The sequence below is a fragment of the Mesorhizobium sp. WSM4884 genome (assembly GCF_029625675.1).
In the GTDB taxonomy this organism is placed as follows: Bacteria; Pseudomonadota; Alphaproteobacteria; order Rhizobiales; family Rhizobiaceae; genus Mesorhizobium.
In genome coordinates this window covers 19,488-38,548 of sequence record NZ_JARTVO010000019.1, presented here as the reverse complement: position 1 = coordinate 38,548, position 19,061 = coordinate 19,488, and the positions used below count along the sequence as shown (strand labels likewise).

Genomic DNA, 19,061 nt, shown 5'->3' with positions numbered 1-19,061 from the left:
GCACCGGTCACTTGGCCTCTGTAACCTTGTCGGCGATGTCCTGGTCGATCTTGCCCCAGGCTTCATCTAGCGTGAGCTCGCCGGCCATCACCTGGCTGACGCGGGTTACCAGCGCCGCATAATAGGCATTGGCCCACTTCCACGGCGGCAGCGCGTCGGCCGCCGGCAGCGTCCCACCTGCCGCCTTGACGAATTTGTCGAGCGCCGGACCGACATTCTTGTCGGTCGAAACCCACTTCAGTCCGCCTTTCTCGATCACGCCCTTGTGCGCCGGCAGGAACAGCGTGCGCTCGCTGAATTCTTTCACGACGTCTTCGCGGGCCAGATAGTCCATGACCTTGGCGACGTCCTTGGGGTTCTTCGTGTATTTGATGGCGACCAGCGCCGCGCCGCCCTTCACGCCCGAGCAGCCGGCGGGGCCGCAAGGCGAGCCGGTCGCCACCCAATCGAAACTGCCGCCGATCTTGGTCGACAAATTGGCGACCTGCCAACTTCCCGAATAATAGAACGGGATCTGCGCGTTGACGAAATCGTCGGCGGCCGCGCGGTAGGTCGATCCTGCCGCGGAGACCCAGGTATCTTTCAGCATTAGTCCCTTGGCGGTCCAGTCGACGAGCTTGCCGACGAACGTCTTGGTGCCGTCGTCCACCTTCGCCGGCATGCCATCTGTTCCGATATAATTCGCGCCGTAGGAGATATTCGGGCCGGAAATGCGGTGGCCGGAGCGGTCGATCGCGAAGGCAGCCGAGAGCTGTTGACTCTTCGCCACCTGAGCGGCGGCGTTGATCCAGTCGTCCCAGGTCGCCTTTTCGCCGGGCAGCGCTACGCCGGCCTGTTCGAACAGCGTCTTGTTGGCGAAGCCCCCGGTGAGCGTAAGCTGGGTCATGAAACCGGTAATGGCTTTGGAGCCGTCGGGTCGCATCCAGTCCAGCGTGTCGCCGAAATTATCGTCCCAGTATTTCGGATCGGCCACAAGCGGCCTGAGATCGAGCCAGTGCTGGGCGAGTTCCTTGATGTTGGTGACGCGGGCGATATCCGGCCCCTGACCGGCTTCGAGCTGGATGGGCAGCTGCTCCTGGATCACCTTGTAGGCAACGTTGTCGAGCGTGACGTGGATATCCGGATTGTCCTTCATGAAACGGTTCAGAAGGTCCTGGATGACATCGCCTTCGACACCGTCCGAGTACCACATGATGCGCACGTCGCCGGCAAAGGCGCTGGTCGATGCGAGCAGGCTGACCGATATCGCGGCCAGCAAGGTGCGGGTCTTGGTCATGCTTCGTCTCCTCCTTTATCCGGGGTGCGCCCCGACCGTTCAACCGCTCCGCCCTCTCCTCTTGAGGGCTGCGGCCGATTCCTCCCTATTCTCAGCGTTTCATGCGTGTCGCCTCGCCGCGCACGGTCCAGTTGGCCGGATCGAGCATCCGCCCCTCGGCCACGACCCTCGCGTCGGCGAGAAAACGCACGGTGCCGTATTCCGGATCTTCGACGATCAGTTCTCCGTCGGAGCCCGACCGCACCGACAGCTCCGCGAAGACGGCCGCCCAGGCGTCGAGCGTTTGCAGATCGCTGGTCCGGTCGCCGAGGCGAACGATCCATGTCGCCCTGCGGCCCGCTGCCCGCAACTCGTTGCCGGCCGTCGGACCGGTCTTGACCGGCGTCAGCGGCATGTCGGTTTTCAGCATGGCAAAAGCGTTCCCGGACTGCGCGAACGCCCGGTGGCCATCCACTCGCAAAGCCTCGAAGACACTCGCCGGAAACCAGGCATGCGTGAAGTCAGGCTGCTCATCCGAGCCGGTGAAGCTGACGACGGCGAGGTCGCGGTATTGGTGGACCCGCGGCAAGGTGCCGGAGCCGCCCCAGTAGGACGGCCTGCCATATCCCGACTGCAGGACTTCGCCCGGATGGTTGATCCAGATCTGCGCATCCGGATTTCTGCCCAGCCGGGCGTGGATCACGGTTTCCTGGTAACCCCACTGGTTCCAGCGATAGCCGGCCGCGCTGCCCATCGCATGGTCACGGGTCTTATAGTGATAGAGCCGCGCGAACCGGTCCTGTCCCTGCGCGAAGGTCCATTCCCAGCCGGCATCGTCGTCGGCGAGGGAGGCAATCGCCGCCAGCTTGGCTGGAACCGTCAAGCCGTGATCACGCAGGCAGAGTGCAAGCTGCGGCAGCGCATGGAAGCGCATGCCGTAATTGCCCTTGCCCCAGACCATGCGGCAGATGCCCGACAGTTCCAGGGAGCGCGCAGCGCGCAGCGTGTGCTCATAGGAGCGGCCTTGCGCACCGGTGAGGATGCCGTGATGGGCCGAGCGGGCGACGATCTCCAGCAGGCGTATCACCGCGTTGCCGGCACGTTCGGCGATGTCCTTGTCGGGAGCCAGCGCGTAGAGCGCGCACAGACCCTTGAGGTCGATCGGGAAGTAGGGCGCCGAATTGAACTCGGCCATTTCCCATGCCTTGAAATGATCGAGCCAGGCCCGCACGCGCGCGGCGCCCACGGCGGACTGCTCGCTGCCAAGGCGGCCCGACCGCACGAAGCGCGCTTCCGGCAGAAGCCCGCCGGCAATGTAGGCGGCGGTGTGAAAGAGCAGCGCGTGGTTCTCGGAGAAATACCACTGCACGTCATTGCCGGGCTCGTCCATCCAATAGCGGTAGCCGAGGATGGCCTTGTCGACGCGCGCGCGCAGGTTTGCTTCTAGCCGATTTCCAAAGGCCTTGCGGCACCACAGCAGCGGCACCAGGATGAAATCGGCGCAATCGTGACAATCCTCGATCGCAGCCAGAGCCCCGGAGACCATGGCGTCCGTTTCGGCGCCCGCCTGACCGATCGCCAGCCGTGCCAGCGCGCGCACCGTGTCGGCCTCGGCATGATCGGCGACTTCACTGAGCGCCTCGTCGATGCGCGCGGCGAGCGTTTCCGGCGCGGCGCCCTGGCGGCGCGCGTGACAGATCTCCACGCCGAAGACGCGCGATACGGCATGGCCTCCGATCGCCAGCGTCACCTTGAAATGACGAAAGTCGGCCGGCAGCTGCTCGGTATCTGCGATTGGCAGGCGCTTCTGGCCGGCGGGCAGATTGAAGGCAAAGCGCACCGGCGCCTCGATCGACATGAAATCGCCCTCGATCTCGACGGCGACCGCAGCGTCGCGTGGCAAGGCCACGCCGGTGACGAGCGCCACCTCGCCGCCATCATAGGCCGGGTGCTCGAAATGCATGTCGTCGAGCGCCGCCTCCATCGCATCCGCAACCGCGCCCTCGACCTCGATCGGCAACGCGACCGCAGCGGTTGGACCTGATAGGTAGTCGAGTTGGAAATAGTAGCGGGCGTCGCGCTCGGCGAGATCGTCGAACCATATCCGGATTTCGTTGCGGCCGGCCTTGAGCGCAATTCTGAAGTCCTCGGCGCTTTCCAGGTTGCGGCCGTAGGGCGCCATCCAGCCGGCCTCCTCACCGTTGGCGAAAAGTATGGCGCCGCCGCAGGTGCGCAGCCGCACGAGCGCCTTGCCGGCCGAGGCGGCGTCGACAATGGTCTCGGCCCAGGTTCCAAGCACTGTCGGCCGGAACCAGAAGCCCGACACGTCGACCCGCGGCGAGGCGAACGGCAGCCAGATGCGCGCTCCGCTGAACTCGGCGCCGATCAGAGGCCGCTTGCCGCGGCGTTCGGCTGCGAATTGCGTGCGGCACGGATATTCATGCGGAATGAAATTCTTGTGCTTGGTCAGGAAGAAGAAGGGATCCATCTCGCCCTTCATGGGCTGATCGGCCACGTCGTAGCGCTGCTCGAGGACGGGACCGAGCCGCCAATAGGCGATCGGCCGCCCGGCCATGAGCGGCCGGCGCAGCGTGAAATCGGTCTGAACGCTTTGCGCGGCCACGCTCATCGCAAATCCTTCACGGCAACCGGGTCGACATCGGTGTAGGCCTGGTTCTCCCCTGTCATGCCCCAGACAAAGGCGTAGGGACCGGTGCCCGCGCCCATATGGATCGACCAGGCCGGCGACAGGACGACGTCACCGTCGGCGACCATCAGATGGCGGGTATTGTCGGGTCGGCCCATCAGATGGACGACCCGGTCCGCAGCGGCGAGGTCGAAATAGCAATAGGCCTCCATGCGCCGCTCATGCAGATGCGGCGGCATGGTGTTCCACACGCTGCCTGGCGCGAGGTCGGTGATGCCCATCAGCAAAAGGCATGACGGGGCCACTTCGGGGTGGATATACATGCGCAGCGTGCGCTTGTTGGCGCGCGCCTCCTCGCCCAGCACCAGCGGCTTGGCTTCACCGCAGGGGATGAGCCGGTGGGGAATGTCGGCGCCGGCCGGCACCGAGTTCATGTAGAAGTGCGCCGGCCTCTCCGGATCGTCGCTCTCCAACGTTACCTCGCGCGCGCCACGTCCGATATAGAGGATATCGCGGTTGGCCAGGGTAAAGCGCATGCCGTCCACGGCGACTGTGCCATCGCCGCCTAGGTTGGCGATACCCATCTCACGCGCCGTGAAGAAGAGCTCCGTGCCGACCTCGTCCCCGCTGCCGAACATCAGCGGTTTGGCGAGTGGAACCGCGCCGCCGACGATCATGCGGTCGGCATGGGTATAGACGAATTCGATCGCGTCCCGCCGGAACAGGCGCTCGACCAGGAATTCGGCTCGCAGCCGCTCCGAATCCATGCCTGCAATGTCCGTCGGCGATGCGCCGTAGAGCATCCGCATCATGCCGCCTCCACCTTCGACGGCACATGCCGCGCTCCTTCGGTCAGGCACAGTATAGCCAGCGCTTGCCCATAGCCGGTCGGATGGACGGGAATGTCGCGGTAGAACTGCAGGTCGTGGCCCATGCGTGTGCCGTAGGAGACATTCGCCACAACCCCTTGGTCGTCGATGTTGGCCACCACCGCCTCCAGAGCGCGGAGACCGGCGGCCCTGCATTCTGCCGGACCGATTCCCAGCCGTGCGGCTTTCATCAGCCCATAGCCGAAACCGGCCGTGGCGGAGATCTCTTCGTAGGAGCGCGGATCGTCGAGCAAGGTGTGCCATGCGCCCGTATCCGACTGGAGCTCGAGCAGCGCCTTGATCTGCGTCTCCAGAATACCGAGCAAACAGCCCTGCACCGAGGGCGTAATCTCGGCCAACTCTATCAGGTCGAGAATACCGACCGTGATCCAGGCATTGCCCCTGCCCCAAAGCGCGCGGGCGAAATTGTGCCGGCCGTCGAATGTCCAGCCGTGGAACCACAGCCCCGACACCGGATCGGCGAGATAACGGGCGTGGACGAGGAACTGCCGTTCCGCCTCCTCGACGAAGCGGCGCTGGCCGGCGACCTGGCCATAGGATGCAAGAAACAGCGCCACCATGAACAAGGTGTCGTCCCACAATTCGTCGTCGTTGACCCGGTCCGAAACATTGTGCTGGAAGCCGCCTTCGGGCGTCCGCGGCATCGCGGTGATCACCTGCTCGGCCCATTCGCGCAAGACCGGCTCGAAGCGCGGCTGGCGCCGGCGCCGCCACAATTCGCTCAGCGCGAGCAGAGGCGCGGTGGTGTTGACGTTCATCGCAGGCAGTCCGGCCGCGATGCGCCGGTCGTACCAGGCCTCGATCGTCTGCAGCAGCCGATCCTCGCCGGTCTGCGCCCACAGCCGGACCAGGCCATAGAGTCCGACGCCCTGCGGCCATTCCCAGCTGTCGAAGCTGACATAGTCTCCCGGCGTCCCGTCGAGATTGGGCTCATCGAACCGCCCGTCATGGCGCAAGCCGGTCATGCCGGCCACGAGGCTCGCAAGCGCGGAATTCAGGCGTTCGGCCGAAAGCGGCATCACTCCTCCCGTTTCTCCAGCTCACGCGAACTGTTCCACAGGGATTTTTCTTGCGCAACATGAATTTTTTTTGCAGAATTTTCGGACGACTTTGCTGGAGGCGCGGGAACCTATGACGATCCAGGGCAAGCGCGGCCGCCCCAGCCGCCGTGTTCGACTGGAAGAGATTGCGGCGCGGTGCGGCGTCTCCGTGAGCACCGCCTCCCGCGCGTTGAGCGGCGTCGGCGGCGTCAAGGATGAGCTTCGCGCCACGATCATCGAGACGGCGAAGTCGATGAACTACGCTATCGCGGCCTCGGTTGCCGGCCGCAAGGTCATCCTGGCTGCAAGCAGCGTGGCGATGGTCGACAGCGCCCGCAGCCAGTTCACCTATCACGTCCTCGATGGGCTCAACGAACGCGCCCGACTGCTGGGCGTCGAGCTGGTGACCCGGCCGGTCGCGACGCCCGAGGACGAAATCGCCCTCCTGCGCGAATCCGAACACGATGACAGCGTCGCCGGCTGTCTCTTTCTGACGCTGGATGATGCTGACGTGCTGACGCTGACGGCCGGCTTTTCCAAGCCGATCGTGCTCGTCAATGGCGACGATCCCTCGATGCGCCACTCGAGCGTGACGCCCTGCAACCGCTCCGCCGCCATGCTCGCTGCCAGGCACCTCATCGGTCTTGGCCACCGCCGTATCCTGTTCCTGATGCGGCGCGGCCGGCGCACGATCGAGCGCCGTTATGAGGGCTGGCGCGACGCGCTGACGGCGGGTGGCATCACCGGCTTCGACGACCTCGTGGTCGAGGTTGAGGACTGGCTTCCGGAGCTTGCAAGCAAGGCCGTCACCGCCCGCATCGCGGATCGCGGCCTCGATTTCACGGCCGTGCTGACGGCGGGCGACAGCCTGGCGTTCGGTGCCATCGCCGGCATCCAGGAGGCAGGATACTCGGTGCCGGCCGATGTCTCGGTCGTTGGCATGGACGACCTGCCGCAGGCAGCCTTCTGCAACCCGCCGCTGACGGCGATGCACATTCCCATGCGCGAGATCGGCTCGGCAGCGCTCAGCCTCCTGCTCGACGACATGGCCCACTCGACGCTGCCGCCGCGCCGCGTCGAACTCGCCTGCCACCTGGTGTTGCGCCAGTCGACCGGACCAGCGCTGGACGGTGCCGAGCGTCATCAGCCGCGGCCTTGAGGGCGGGACTTGCCGCCAGCAAAGAGCAGTGGCAGACCTTCCTGCGTCTCCAATTCAAGAACGCGCCCAAGCAGGATCATATGGTCGCCCGCCGGGAAGCGGTCGGCGACGCTGCATTCGAACCGCGCCAGCGCCCGCGGCAGCAGCGGCACGCCGTGCCTGTTCCAGGTCAGCTCGAGACCGGCAAAATCGGTCCCCGATTTCGAAAAGCGCCAGCAAAGCTCGATCTGATCGTCCGCCAGCACGTGAATGGCGTAATGCGCCGCATTGGCGAAGGCGTCGAACCGGCGCGATTGGCGGCCAATCGACCAGAGCACCAACGGCGGATCGAGCGAGACGGACGAGAAGCTGTTGGCGGTGATGGCAACCGGACCGTCGGCGGTGCCGGTGGTGACGACCGTCACACCGGTGGCGAAGCGCCCGAATGCGTTGCGCAGCAAACGCGGGTCGCACACGAAATGCTCCATCAGTGGCGCTCCCCTCTTCCCAATGGTGTTGCCGGAACCCGGTCCGGCACACGCCCGTAGGCATGCGGCAACGAGCACGTCTTGAGCTGAGGAAGCACCTTGGTGCCGAAATGCCGCGCTTCGTCGAGATGCGGATAGCCGGAGAAGATGAAGGCTCGGATGCCCATCTTCATATACGCCTCGATCTCCGACAGCACCTGATCGGCTGAGCCCACCAGCGCCGCGCCGCAGCCCGAGCGCGCCCGCCCTACGCCTGTCCATAGATGCGGCTCGACATAGCCTTTCGCATCGGCGATCTCGCGGGCCTTGGCCTGGTGCGACACGCCAAGCGATCGGGCATCGAGCGCCCGTTCGCGGATTGCCCTGCCCTGCTCGTCATCCAGCTTGGAAACCAGCTCGCGGGCATACTCCCTCGCTTCGGCCTCGGTGTCGCGCACGATCATGTGGACACGCAATCCATAGTCGAGGGTGCGCCCATGGCGCGCGGCCCGCTCGTGAACCGATTTCATGCGGCCGGCGAGTTCCTCCTTCGTCTCCGGCCACATCAGGTAGACGTCGCACTGTTCGGCGCAAAGATCGAGCGCATCGGGCGAATAGCCGCCGAAATAGAGCAGCGGCCCTCCATTCTGCTGGTAGGGCTTTGCCGGCGCCGTCGGGACGCCTTTGAAACGATAGACCTCGCCCTCGAAATCGATCGCATCTTGGGTCCAGGCCTGACGCAGGATCTGCACCACCTCGCGCGAGCGCTGGTAGCGGTAGGCGCTGTCGGCCGTCTCGCCAGGAAAGTCCGATGAGATGATGTTCACGGTCAGCCGGCCTTCAAGCATATGGTCCAGCGTCGCGATGGTGCGTGCAAGCATGATCGGCTGCATCTCGCCGCAACGCACGGCCGCGAGCAGATTGATCCTCGAGGTGATCGGCGCGCAGCCGGCGACGAAGCTCAACGTGTCCTGCCCGACCTGATAGGACGACGGACATAGAATATTGCGGAAGCCGAGCTCCTCGGAGGTCCTCACGATCTCGGAGCAGTGCGCCCAGTTCGAGCGCAGTGTGCCGTCGGGCACGCCGAGATAGCGATAGTCGTCCGAACAGAGCGCGGCGAACCAGGAGACTTCGGCTGCGTCGAGATGCGGCGAGGTGATCGGGACGATGGTCATGGAACGCTCCTTGAAGGACGTTCGTCGTTCGGATGCGAATGGGGCTTGCGTAGCATTCGATTTGATGTAGATCAATACTGTATCAATTTTTTGGTAGCGCCCTGTGAATCGGAATTGAGAGCGGAATGGAGCTGAAAAGGGCTGACCCCGGTCACCGATCGAGCCAGATGCGCGGGCCACTACCCCTGCACTTGCAGATCAGCGAGATGCTGATCCGAGAAATCGGCGCCGGGCGGTTGGCCGACGGGGCGCGGCTGCCGCCCGAGCGTGAGATGGCCGCGAGCTTGGGCATCGCCGTCGGCACGCTCAGGCGCGCGCTTGCCGAGCTCACCGGAAAAGGTCTTCTCGATCGTATCCACGGGTCGGGCAACTATGTGCGCTCGCGCGGCGACCTGCTCGGAATCTACGCGTTCTTCCGCTTGGAACGTGTCGGTGGCGGCGGCCTGCCGACCGCCGAGGTGCTGTCGGTCGAGCGGCTGCCGAAGCCGTCCGACCTGCCGGAATTCGGCAGCACGCGGGAAGGACACCGTATCCGCCGCCTGCGGCGGCTGGACGGCGAGCCGGCCGCGGTGGAGGAGATCTGGCTCGACGCCAGCCGCGCCGAGTGGCTCGCGCGCGAGGACCTATCGGAATCGCTCTATCTCCATTATCGACTCGCGCTCGGCTTCTCGATCGTTCGCGCCGAGGACCGCATAGCCGTCGCGCCCACGCCGGACTGGGGTCCTCCGGATTTCAAGCCGCCGCCGGGGACGCTCGTAGGATTCATCGAGCGCATCGCCTGGGCTGGTGACGGAGCCAGCGTGGAGTATTCCCGCAGCTGGTTCGATCCGGGCGTAGCGCGCTACGTGACACGTTTCAGATAGCCGAAGGACGACGGCCCCGTGATCAAATCATCGATCGGCTACGGCATCATCGGCTGCGGCATGATGGGCCAGGAGCACATCCGCAACATCGCCCTTTTGCCGGATGCACATGTAGCCGCAATCTTCGAGCCGGACCCCGGCATGCTGGCAAGGTCGCTGGCGATGGCGCCGGATGCACGGCCGGCGGTGTCCATCGCCGAGTTGCTGGCCATGGACGAGGTCGATTGCGTGCTGATCGCCAGCCCCAATCATCGCCATCTAGGCCAGTTGGAGGAGATCGCCACCCTGCGGCCACTGCCGGTCTTGGTGGAAAAGCCGCTGTTCACGGACGCCGCAGATGCGGGGCGCGTCGCGGCACTGAAGGACCGGCTCCCGTTTGTCTGGGTGGCCATGGAGTATCGATATATGCCTCCCGTCGCGGCCTTCCTCGACCAGGCGTGCGACGCCACCGGCGGCATCCGCATGCTGACCATTCGCGAGCACCGTTTCCCCTTCCTGGCCAAGGTCGGCCACTGGAACCGCTTCAACCGCAATACCGGCGGCACCTTCGTCGAGAAGTGCTGCCACTTCTTCGACCTGATGCGGCTGATACTCAGATCCGAGCCCGTCCGCGTGATGGCGAGCGCGGGGCAGGCGATAAACCATCTTGACGAACGTTATGGCGGCGAGACGCCGGATATTCTCGACCATGGCTATGTGCTGGTCGATTTCGCGACCGGTGCGCGCGCCATGCTGGAGCTGTGCATGTTCGCCGAGGGCAGTCGCTATCAGGAGGAACTCTGTGCGATCGGCGGCAGCGGCAAGATCGAATGCCGGGTTCCCGGACCGGGTCGCTTCTGGCCGCGGCATCTGGGCGCCGCGCCCGTGCCCGAGCTGATCGTCAGTCCGCGCAATCCGTCTGGGCCGCGCCTGCTGGAGATTCCGGTCGATGCCCGGTTGCTCGAGGCAGGCGATCACAATGGCTCGACCTATTTCGAGCACGTTCGCTTTGTCGCCGCAGTGCGAGGGCAAGGCAATGTCGAGGTGACCTTGCAAGACGGCTGGTGGGCCGTCGTCATGGGCCTCGCCGCCCAGCGATCAGCCCGCGAGGGCCGCGCTGTCGATCCCGCCAGTGAGTTCGCGATGCCGGACTAGCCGACGGTCGCAGACTTTCAGTATCCGCCCATTGCTGACGTCCGCCTTGGTCAGGCTGCAGTTTGCGTCAGCTAACCGTGCAGCCGAAAGCGAACCAGCCACTGTCCTGGCGTCAATGGCATGCGGATCTTGTCCTGCCGGTCCAGCGGCAGAGCCAGCCTATGCGATCCTACCGCGACCTCACATAATTGCGACTGCTTGGAATAGTTTCTCTCCAAGCTTGGTATATGCAGCATCGAGGTGAAGTTTGTCCGCACTCACCATTTTGGAGAATTTCCGCATGCTCAAGCACAGCGTCTCACGCGCCAGAGTGAGGCTGTGCTGGCGGCCAATCTCTGTGTCGAGAAGTTCATCGCTGCGTCGAACGCCAGCGATAACCTGACCAAGCTCAAGGGAACGTCGTCCTACCAGAGAGACAGCTTCATCAGCGATGGCGGATGGGTGAAACTGGCCAGCATGAAGAAGGATGTGGTCGGTGCCGGGGATCTGTGCGTGGACGTCGATCCCCTTTCATATGCTCGGCTGCGGCGCTGGCCCTGCCGGCCTTTCGCCGAAAGACGATATCGCCTTGTTCTTCAACTCGCGGAACTGGCGCGACGCTTCGGAGAGCCTGTGGTCCCATTCCGGGTTCGGAACCTGGCCCTCGATCGTCTTGAAATAGACCTGCATCAGCGAGGCGATGGCGAAGGGCTCCACAAAAGCTGCCTTCAGCGCCCAGGCGAAGACGATGGCCAGCACGAAGCCCCAGCCGCTCAAATGGCCCGGCATGAGGTAGACGACCGCGCCCGCCGGCGCCAGCATGAGCAGGAAGATGACGAAGGTGACGCCCCACAGGATCAGTGCCAGCCACACCGCGTTTTTCAGCATCTTCGTGCCGTTCTGGGCGTAGAGCACGACGCCCTGGCGGGCGGTCTCGAAGGGCGAGGACGAGTCAATGCGGATGTTGTAGCCAAGGATGATCTCGTCGACATAGGTCAGCGAGATGCGGATTACCGTGTTGGCGAAGCGCACCAGCCCGTCCAACCCCGGCAGGAAGGCGGCGATGCCGCCGAGCAGACCTGTGACGGCGCGGATCGCCCCCTTCACCAACTGGTCGACGACGAAGAGGATGTTGGCCTCGGCGAAGCGCTGCCGGACCACCGCTTTCGCATAGGCGATCTGTCCCTGGCCGCTCGGCACGTCGCGGCCGTCCATCAGGTGCACCATGACAGCGATGTGGCCAGCCTTCAGCACATAGAGGATGTATTCGCGGATCCAGTAGACCGCGATGGAAACCAGCGCGAAACCGGCTATGCCGCCATAGAAGGCGGCGCCTTCGGGCCCGCCATCGGCGAAGATGTGGCCGACGCCCCACCCGATGCCTGCGCCTGTGCCCGTCGCAGAAATGTAGGCGAGCGTCATGGCGAAATAGACGACCATGCGGAAAAGGATGAACGGCCATGTCCTGAGCATGATCGCCACGGATTTGCTGACCGAGAAATCCCACATCACCCTACCCTTTCCCAAAGAGACAAAGCAGCAAGATCGCTAGCGGCTTGCAGCACCGGGCGCTGAATGGCCCGTCCGAAGCACCCGCTTCCGCGGGCGGCGACGACAGCGATACCAAGCAGCACCGGCAGAAGCGGCGGAGCGATTTTCGAGAGTGACATTGGAATTCTCCGTTCGACCAAGGGGTTGCCGAGACCGCGGCGGCCAGTTGCTTGCCGAGCGTCCGACAGCCTTAGAAGCCTGGAGGGATACCTCCTTGGGCTCTCTCGGGGGCGCAGGTGACGTGGCCCTCTGGAAATAGCTTCTGCAATGAAGACCGAATCGATGCCTCCGCCTCAGGTGGAGTGCTGTCGCTGGAACAAACGTAGGGGCCTCCTTCGCCTGGCTTGCAGCAAACGTTTTGAAGCGCGGCGGGCGCAGGGACTGCGCCACCTTGGTCAGCCTGAGCGGGAAATCCTTCCTTCGGTTCGCAGAACGCGCCGTATTTGTTCTTCTCCTTCAGGACCACATAGCCGGGCGGGCATGAGCGCTCGCCCTCGTTTCCGATGTCGACGTCTTTTTTCTTCTTCTTGCTGCTATGACCCGCCCGCGCGTCGCAGGGCTTGCGGGACTTGGTCAATCCTGCGGCGCCTCCAGGAAGGCAGGGCGGCTCGCGTTCGGTTCCGTCACCCTCGTTACCACTCTGCTGCCCGTCGGTACGCCTGTGCTTCTTGAGGGTGCTGCAGATCAACTGGCCGTCGCTGAACGTGCAGCCGAAGGCGGCGGCTCGTATCACCGGGGTGCTGTACGGCCCCTCGGCCGCGACCGCCTCCCCGGCGGTGACGAACGCAATAGCAAGCAGGACTGCCGGGAGCGGCCGAGCGACTTTCAGGGATGACATTTGGAATTTCTCCGTCCAGAGATTCCGCCAAGTCGCGAAGGGATCGCGGCGCGCAAGCTGTGAAAAGGGAACTCGACTTAGGAAAGCGGCCGGCGCTGCCGACGACACCCTAGCGCCGGTCATTGCCTGGCACCGCTCATGCCGGTGCCGTCTCCTCGAAGCCATCGACGGTGCAAGAAGGTGCGAACGCGCTGCCTGTCCGAGAGTGGAACCCCGGACGACAGGCATTTCGCTCCATTGCCAGCGCCGGCGTCTCCGCTGGGCGTCAGGCCGGCTTCAGAACACGTGAAAGTCTTGCGTTGCACTGCGCTGGGCAGTTGCTCCGCGTTCGGTGTCGACGTCGGATGCGGCAATCGGCGATCCGGCACACAAGAACGATAATAACGGCCGGCAACATAGCCAGGCGGGCAATCCCACGCCACCTTGATCGCCCGAACGGTGCTCGCCGCCGTCGATCCGGCCGGCGCCAGTCCCGGCAACGAGGCGGCAATAATCGTCGTGTGGTCGTCACTGCGGCTCCCATCGTAACTGCTGGCCAGGGCAGTTGAACTCGCGAGCGGACCGATGCAGAGCATTACCGCGATTGCTTGAAGCATTCTCATGATTTCGACCTCGCTTGCGGTGCGGCTATTGCCGCGTTCCGTTCCAGGAGCCCTCGACGGCCTCGGGGTTATTGCCGAAATTGTAGCTGCCCGAGAACGACTGGCCGTCACCGGCGAGCACGAACTTGCCGCTGCCCCGGGTGCCGTCCTTCTGGACCCAGGAGAAGCGCAGCACGTTGCCGGCCACCTTGCCGTTGATCTGCCCGGCGCTGCCGTCATCGCCCCTGTAGCGGCCGGAGACGCCGTTGCCGTTCTGCTGCAGCGAGAGGTCGTAGGCGACATTGTCGGCATTGGCGCTCCAGCTTCCGCCGAAGCCGGCCGCTGCTGACGCCGATGCCTGCTTTTCTTTCGGCTTGGCGAACCCAGCCGCGCTCTTGGCGAAGCCGGCTGCCCCGCCGCCGAACTTCAGAAACCGAGCAGAGACGCAGCCGGACACCGGCGCGCTGATCCGGCACCAGCCGCCATCGCCGCCGCTTTGCTTGTTTGCGACGATGCCTGCAGCGCCGCCGGTCCCGCCGCACGGACCGGTAACCGACACAGCCTGGCCTTCCGGAACCGTGCCGGTCACCTGGCCATCGGGAGCATTGCGGACATTGAGCTTGTCGAGGCCCGGCTGGTTGATCACCACCGTCGCCGTCCCCCCGTCGCAGGAGCCGCCGCCCTGGTCACCACCGCCACCTGTGTTGCCGATACCGCTGCCACAAACCGCCAGCGCATCGGATCGCGCCTTGGCTTCCATGTCCAGAAGCTGCATGTCGTCTTTGTGACCCATGCACCACTTGACGTGATCCTCTCCGCTCGAAGCCCATAGTGAGCCGGTGCCACCACAGCCGCGACTGCTGTTTTCCTTAACGGCCTTAACGGCTGCCATCGCATAACGGACGCAAACTGTCCCCCACGGGGTTCCACCAGACGAAGTCGAGCACCCTCCCCGATCCCCGGCCCGGCAGGTATGCTTGATGGGCTTCTCAGGCGGCGACCCCGTCGTGACACAGGATGTGCCCGACCAATTCGCCGAAACAACCTGGTCGGATTTCCTTCGTGCCCTGACTCTGAAACAGTATGTGGTATTTGGCTCTACATCTCCGATCTTGAAGCCGACCATGTTGATTGCGCTGGTCGGCACCTGGTTGGGCGTTGTGTGGTAATCGAAGGAGTCAGGGTTCCAATTGGCTCCAACCTCTCGAGGTAAAAATCCCGATATCGGTGGCGCATACTTGTTACCATTTTTAGTCATCTCAACTTCGAAGCCGACCAATTCGGGACGCACTCCGCCGATTGTAAAAACGGTTCCCGCCGTATTTTTCCATACCACGGTAACGCCAAGCCCCAACCCTCCATATATTTGCGGGTCTGTCGGCGTTCCCGGACGGTCGCGAGCGGACGCCGAGGTGGCGACTACCGCGCATGACATGATCACAAGGCCGACGGCCGATGTCCGCAGAACTGACATGAGGGGCATTATGCACTCCAAAGACCGGTTGAATTGGTGTGTTGATGTCCGCAGCTGAAATCCAGTCATGTGTCGTGGGGCGACGCTCCCACTCGTCACCTGTGTCCCAGATCGCGTCACTTTTCCAAAAGGCATTGAGATGGAAGGGGCTCGACGGTCATCGCCCCGTCCGGCGCCCGGCTTTCCCCCTCGTATCTGAGCCTGAGATCCACAAAGCCGTCCTCGCCGCTCGAATCGCCCTTGTCGGCGAGCAACCCGATCCTCAGTCCCGCTACGACATCGGCGCCCCCCGGCGCCGGGGCGAGCTTCTGCAGGCACGCGTCGCGCGCGTTGAGGAACGCGTCCTTGTCGTCCGGCTTCGACGCTGGATCGTGGATTTGCTCGATGCATGCTTCAAGATCGGTGAGAGTTGGCAGCTTGACGCGAACATTGGCGGTGCCGTCCAGAGCCTCACCGGCCTCACCCTGGATTGAAGTGGAGGAGCGCTTAACAGCGATCGAAAAGTCGCCGAACGGTCCGGTGACCGTAACCGGGCCGGCGTCGCCGCCTGCGTAGGCAAACGTCATTGGTACGCCCCAGTTGGGGTTCATGACGTCGGCGCGCCCGCATGTGAGCTTGAGGGCGGCGGCCTGCGTGCCGTCCGGCAGCAGGAGAACGCCAAACATTGCCAATGGCGGCAGGAATCGACTGATGGTGTTACCTGTCACGATCATGCGCTCCCTTGCCTACTGCCGCGTTCCATTCCAGGAGCCCTCCACGGCGTCGGGGTTGTTGCCGAAATTGTAGCTGCCCGCGAACGACTGGCCGTCACCAGCGAGCGTGAACTTGCCGCTGCCTCGGGTGCCGTCCTTCTGGATCCAGGAGAAGCGCAGCACGTTGCCGCTCACCTTGCCGTTGATCTGCCCGGCGCTGCCGTCATCGCCCCTGTAGCGGCCGGAGACGCCGTTGCCGTTCTGCTGCAGCGAGAGGTCGTAGGCGACATTGTCGGCATTGGCGCTCCAGCTTCCGCCGAAGCCGGCCGCTGCTGACGCCGATGCCTGCTTTTCTTTCGGCTTGGCGAACCCAGCCGCGCTCTTGGCGAAGCCGGCTGCCCCGCCGCCGAACTTCAGAAACCGAGCAGAGACGCAGCCGGACACCGGCGCGCTGATCCGGCACCAGCCGCCATCGCCGCCGCTTTGCTTGTTTGCGATGATGCCTGCAGCGCCGGTCCCGCCGCACGGACCGGTCACCGACACAGGTTGGCCTTCCGGGACCGTGCCGGTCACCTGGCCATCGGGACCATTGCGGACGTTGAGCTTGTCCAGCCCCGGCTGGTCGATCACCACCGTCGCTGTCCCCCCGCCGCAGGAGTTATCGGCCTGGTCACCACCGCCACCTGCCGCGGCGGCGCTACCTCCACCGCCCGTCTTGCAGTCATTCAATCGCTGCTTGAACCTAGCTTCTTCGGAATCGGCGACACCGTCGCCGGAATGCGCCACGCATCGCTGCAGCCAATAGTCGTGGGGATTGTTCCAGGGAGCGATCTGGACGAATTTACAGCCAAGACCGCGCGCCTCGCCGGCAATGGCTGACATGCGATCGCCATAGGCGACACACGCGTTGCTCCTACCGGTGTGCTTGACGGGCTTCTCCGGCGCTGGCTGAGGTGCCGAGGCTGTCTGCGCCTTCGCACCTGAGACACAACAGCCATTCGGCGTTGGCGGCGGCACAGCCGATTTCAGCCAGCATATTGCTTTCGGACCTTGAATGCCCGCCTTGACGTAAGTCCAAGCCTTGCAGTTCGCGTCGGACTCGCACGCCGACTTGCAGGGTCCGAAGCCTGCGATTGTGGCCTCCAAATCGAACCGGTCGTAATCGTGGCCCGGTCGATCGACGCCCGTTTCGGCGGTCGAGTCCCCCCCGCTTCTTCCGGTGCCGGCAGAATGGAGGGGCGGGAATCGCCGCGTGACCTGGCGCCAATTCCCGCAACTCGACGAGAGTCCATATTTGCCGCCGTAGCAGCCCTGTGCCGAATAGGTCACCGTGCCATCCGGCTGAACCACCAGCCTTAGAACTGAACCAGTTTTCCATTCCATCTGGGGTTGTCCGGGCACGATTACGTTAAAGACGTCAGTATTTCCATCTGACCACAGGGTGATCTCGAGAATGCGGGAGTTCCCGTTGAACGTCAGGTGCTCATCCACGCAGACGCCTGAGAATGACGTGCAGTCGCTGGCATGCGCCGGGTCTGGCTGGGGAAGAGACATCAGCACCAATATCGCGAGAAGCCCGCAGAAGCGGCGCGCCGTTCCCTCGAAAGACATGGCTTAGCTCCTTCGGGCACCTGTTGAAGTTGCGTTCAACGAAAACATCAGGTCCCCGCGATCATTGCCGCGTCCCGCTCCAGCTGCCCTCGACAGCATCGGGGTTGTTGGAGAAGTTGTAGGTGCCGTCGAAGGATTGGCCGTCGTCGGCGAGCACGAACTTGCCGCTCCCACGGGTGCCGTCCTTCTGGACCCATGAGAAGTGCAGAATGTTACCGCTCATCTTGCCGCTGATAGTTCCGGCGCTGCCGTCGGCGCCCTGATAGTTGCCGGAGACGCTGTTGCCCTTCTGCTTGAGCGAAAGGCTGTAGGCAACGTTGTCGGCATTGGCGCTCCAGCGTCCCGAGAAGCCGGCCCCCGCCGACGCGGGCTCCTGCGGCTTGCTCTTCGACTTCGCGAAGCCCGCCGCGCCCCCGGGCAGTGTGCCGACATCGCCGCCGCCAAACGCAAGGAACTGGGCAGAGACGCAACCGTGCACCGGCGCGCTGATCTGGCACCATCCACCGGCGCCGCCACCTCCGCCGCCTTGCTGGGTCTTCGGCTTGGTGAAGCCCGCCGCCCCGCTGATCGCACCGCACGGGCCGATCACCGACACCGTGTCGCCTTCCGCCACGGTGCCGATCACCCGGCCGCCAGGGCCGCTGCGCACGTTGAGCTTGTCGAGGCCGGGCTGGTCGATCACGACCGTCGCTGCTGCATTGCCACCACCGCAGGCGCCGTCCGCCTGCTGCGCGGGCGGCATGCCGCCCATATCCTCAGGTGTCTGAGGCGTGCCGCCTCCCCCGACGTCATTGCCGCCGGTCTGGTCACCACTGCCACCTGCGTTGCCGGTACCGCTGCCACAAGCGGCCAGCGCATCGGATCGCGCCTTGGCTTCCACGTCCAGAAGCCGCATGTCGTCTTTGTGACTCATGCACCACTTGACGTGATCCTCCCCGCTCGAACTCCATCGTATGCCGGTGCCACCACAGCCGCGACTGCTGTTTTCCTTCACGGCCTTAACGGCTGCCATCGCATAACGAACGCAAACTGTCCCCCACGGGGTTCCACCAGACGAAGTCGAGCACGCTCCCCGATCCCCGGCCCGGCAGGTATGCTTGATCGGCTTCTCCGGCACGGCCGGCGGCGGATTGTTGACGACCGAAGGATGAAAGGTCGCGCAAGTCAGTCCGATAGCGTCGACCATGGAGCCGGACCCGCCCCAGATGCCCACTGCGTAGGCGTCATCTCCGCAATTGGCATTGCCCGCGGGGCCGCCCGCGCCGCCCACCGTGCGCGACCACGACGTCTTGTAATGCTCTCCTGTTGCAAGATTCCGACAGAGGAGCCAGAAGTCGTGGACGACCTTGACTGCCGATTCGGTGAGGTAGATCGCCTGCACGGCCAAAGGTTCAGGGCAGCTTACGCGTCCGCCCGCTCGTTTCGTCACCCCGCCAAAGGCGTCGGCAAAGGGGGCGTTGGGATTCCCCCAAGTGCGCCCGCGTTGCTCCGGTCCCTCGACTTTGTCTCCGTGCAGTGCCTTACAGTACATTGCCATCCCGTCGACGTCCTTACCGGCGTCATAGTCGATGCTGGCCAGCGCTGTTCCCGGTCCACAGAGGTCATGGAACTCCTGGCCGCCCGGGCCACCTACCCTCAGCGTATTGCCCTCAAAGGCGATCGACGGCGACAAGGCCACCAAGAGCAGCACGGGCGCGATCAGTGCTGCGATCAACTGTTTCAT

15 protein-coding genes are annotated in these 19,061 nt (G+C 64.3%); 3 read left to right on the top strand and 12 right to left on the bottom strand.

Annotated features, from left to right (window positions below; translation table 11 throughout):
- Window positions 1–7 precede the first annotated feature (7 nt).
- The 4 genes from P9236_RS24370 to P9236_RS24355 form a co-directional block, all read right to left on the bottom strand.
- Complete coding sequence (locus P9236_RS24370) at window positions 8–1,276, bottom strand: ABC transporter substrate-binding protein (protein ID WP_278077157.1); 1,269 nt, start codon at window positions 1,274–1,276, stop codon at window positions 8–10.
- 91 nt (window positions 1,277–1,367) lie between these two features.
- Entirely contained in the window at window positions 1,368–3,830 is a 2,463-nt protein-coding gene (locus P9236_RS24365; protein ID WP_278077235.1) for a hypothetical protein, read from the bottom strand.
- Between the two features lie 50 nt (window positions 3,831–3,880).
- Window positions 3,881–4,714, bottom strand: coding sequence for a 5-dehydro-4-deoxy-D-glucuronate isomerase (gene kduI, locus P9236_RS24360; RefSeq protein WP_278077156.1), 834 nt, complete (start codon window positions 4,712–4,714; stop codon window positions 3,881–3,883).
- The gene (locus P9236_RS24355) at window positions 4,711–5,811 is read right to left on the bottom strand and encodes a glycoside hydrolase family 88 protein (RefSeq protein ID WP_278077155.1); all 1,101 of its coding nucleotides are present in this window, start codon (window positions 5,809–5,811) and stop codon (window positions 4,711–4,713) included. Before P9236_RS24355 ends, kduI begins: the two co-directional genes overlap by 4 nt.
- Before the next feature lie 112 nt (window positions 5,812–5,923).
- On the opposite strand from P9236_RS24355, the gene P9236_RS24350 reads away from it, so the two are divergent.
- On the top strand, window positions 5,924–6,991 hold the full coding sequence (locus P9236_RS24350; RefSeq protein ID WP_278077154.1) for a LacI family DNA-binding transcriptional regulator: 1,068 nt from the start codon (window positions 5,924–5,926) through the stop codon (window positions 6,989–6,991).
- Here the strand turns inward: P9236_RS24350 and P9236_RS24345 are convergent.
- Both P9236_RS24345 and P9236_RS24340 read right to left on the bottom strand, forming a co-directional pair.
- Window positions 6,976–7,458: a flavin reductase family protein gene (locus tag P9236_RS24345; protein ID WP_278077153.1), complete on the bottom strand. Its 483-nt coding sequence runs from the start codon at window positions 7,456–7,458 to the stop codon at window positions 6,976–6,978. The two genes, P9236_RS24350 and P9236_RS24345, sit on opposite strands and share 16 nt — an antisense overlap.
- The gene (locus tag P9236_RS24340) at window positions 7,458–8,615 is read right to left on the bottom strand and encodes an LLM class flavin-dependent oxidoreductase (RefSeq protein WP_278077152.1); all 1,158 of its coding nucleotides are present in this window, start codon (window positions 8,613–8,615) and stop codon (window positions 7,458–7,460) included. The genes P9236_RS24345 and P9236_RS24340 overlap by 1 nt, the downstream gene beginning before the upstream one ends.
- A gap of 167 nt (window positions 8,616–8,782) precedes the next feature.
- On the opposite strand from P9236_RS24340, the gene P9236_RS24335 reads away from it, so the two are divergent.
- Entirely contained in the window at window positions 8,783–9,478 is a 696-nt protein-coding gene (locus P9236_RS24335; RefSeq protein ID WP_278077234.1) for a GntR family transcriptional regulator, read from the top strand.
- A 21-nt stretch (window positions 9,479–9,499) separates the two neighbouring features.
- Entirely contained in the window at window positions 9,500–10,612 is a 1,113-nt protein-coding gene (locus tag P9236_RS24330) for a Gfo/Idh/MocA family oxidoreductase (protein ID WP_278077233.1), read from the top strand.
- A 510-nt stretch (window positions 10,613–11,122) separates the two neighbouring features.
- Here the strand turns inward: P9236_RS24330 and P9236_RS24325 are convergent.
- From P9236_RS24325 to P9236_RS24300, 6 genes are all read right to left on the bottom strand, one after another.
- Window positions 11,123–12,100, bottom strand: a complete 978-nt coding sequence (locus P9236_RS24325; protein ID WP_278077231.1) for a hypothetical protein — start codon at window positions 12,098–12,100, stop codon at window positions 11,123–11,125.
- 232 nt (window positions 12,101–12,332) lie between these two features.
- The gene (locus P9236_RS24320; RefSeq protein ID WP_278077151.1) at window positions 12,333–12,980 is read right to left on the bottom strand and encodes a hypothetical protein; all 648 of its coding nucleotides are present in this window, start codon (window positions 12,978–12,980) and stop codon (window positions 12,333–12,335) included.
- 627 nt (window positions 12,981–13,607) lie between these two features.
- Entirely contained in the window at window positions 13,608–14,354 is a 747-nt protein-coding gene (locus P9236_RS24315) for a hypothetical protein (RefSeq protein ID WP_278077150.1), read from the bottom strand.
- Between the two features lie 797 nt (window positions 14,355–15,151).
- Window positions 15,152–15,748, bottom strand: a complete 597-nt coding sequence (locus P9236_RS24310; protein WP_278077149.1) for a hypothetical protein — start codon at window positions 15,746–15,748, stop codon at window positions 15,152–15,154.
- Window positions 15,749–15,760: 12 nt separating this feature from the next.
- A complete protein-coding gene (locus tag P9236_RS24305) occupies window positions 15,761–17,338 on the bottom strand; it encodes a PAN domain-containing protein (protein ID WP_278077148.1) in 1,578 nt (525 codons plus the stop codon).
- Between the two features lie 61 nt (window positions 17,339–17,399).
- On the bottom strand, window positions 17,400–19,061 hold the full coding sequence (locus P9236_RS24300) for an SH3 domain-containing protein (protein ID WP_278077147.1): 1,662 nt from the start codon (window positions 19,059–19,061) through the stop codon (window positions 17,400–17,402).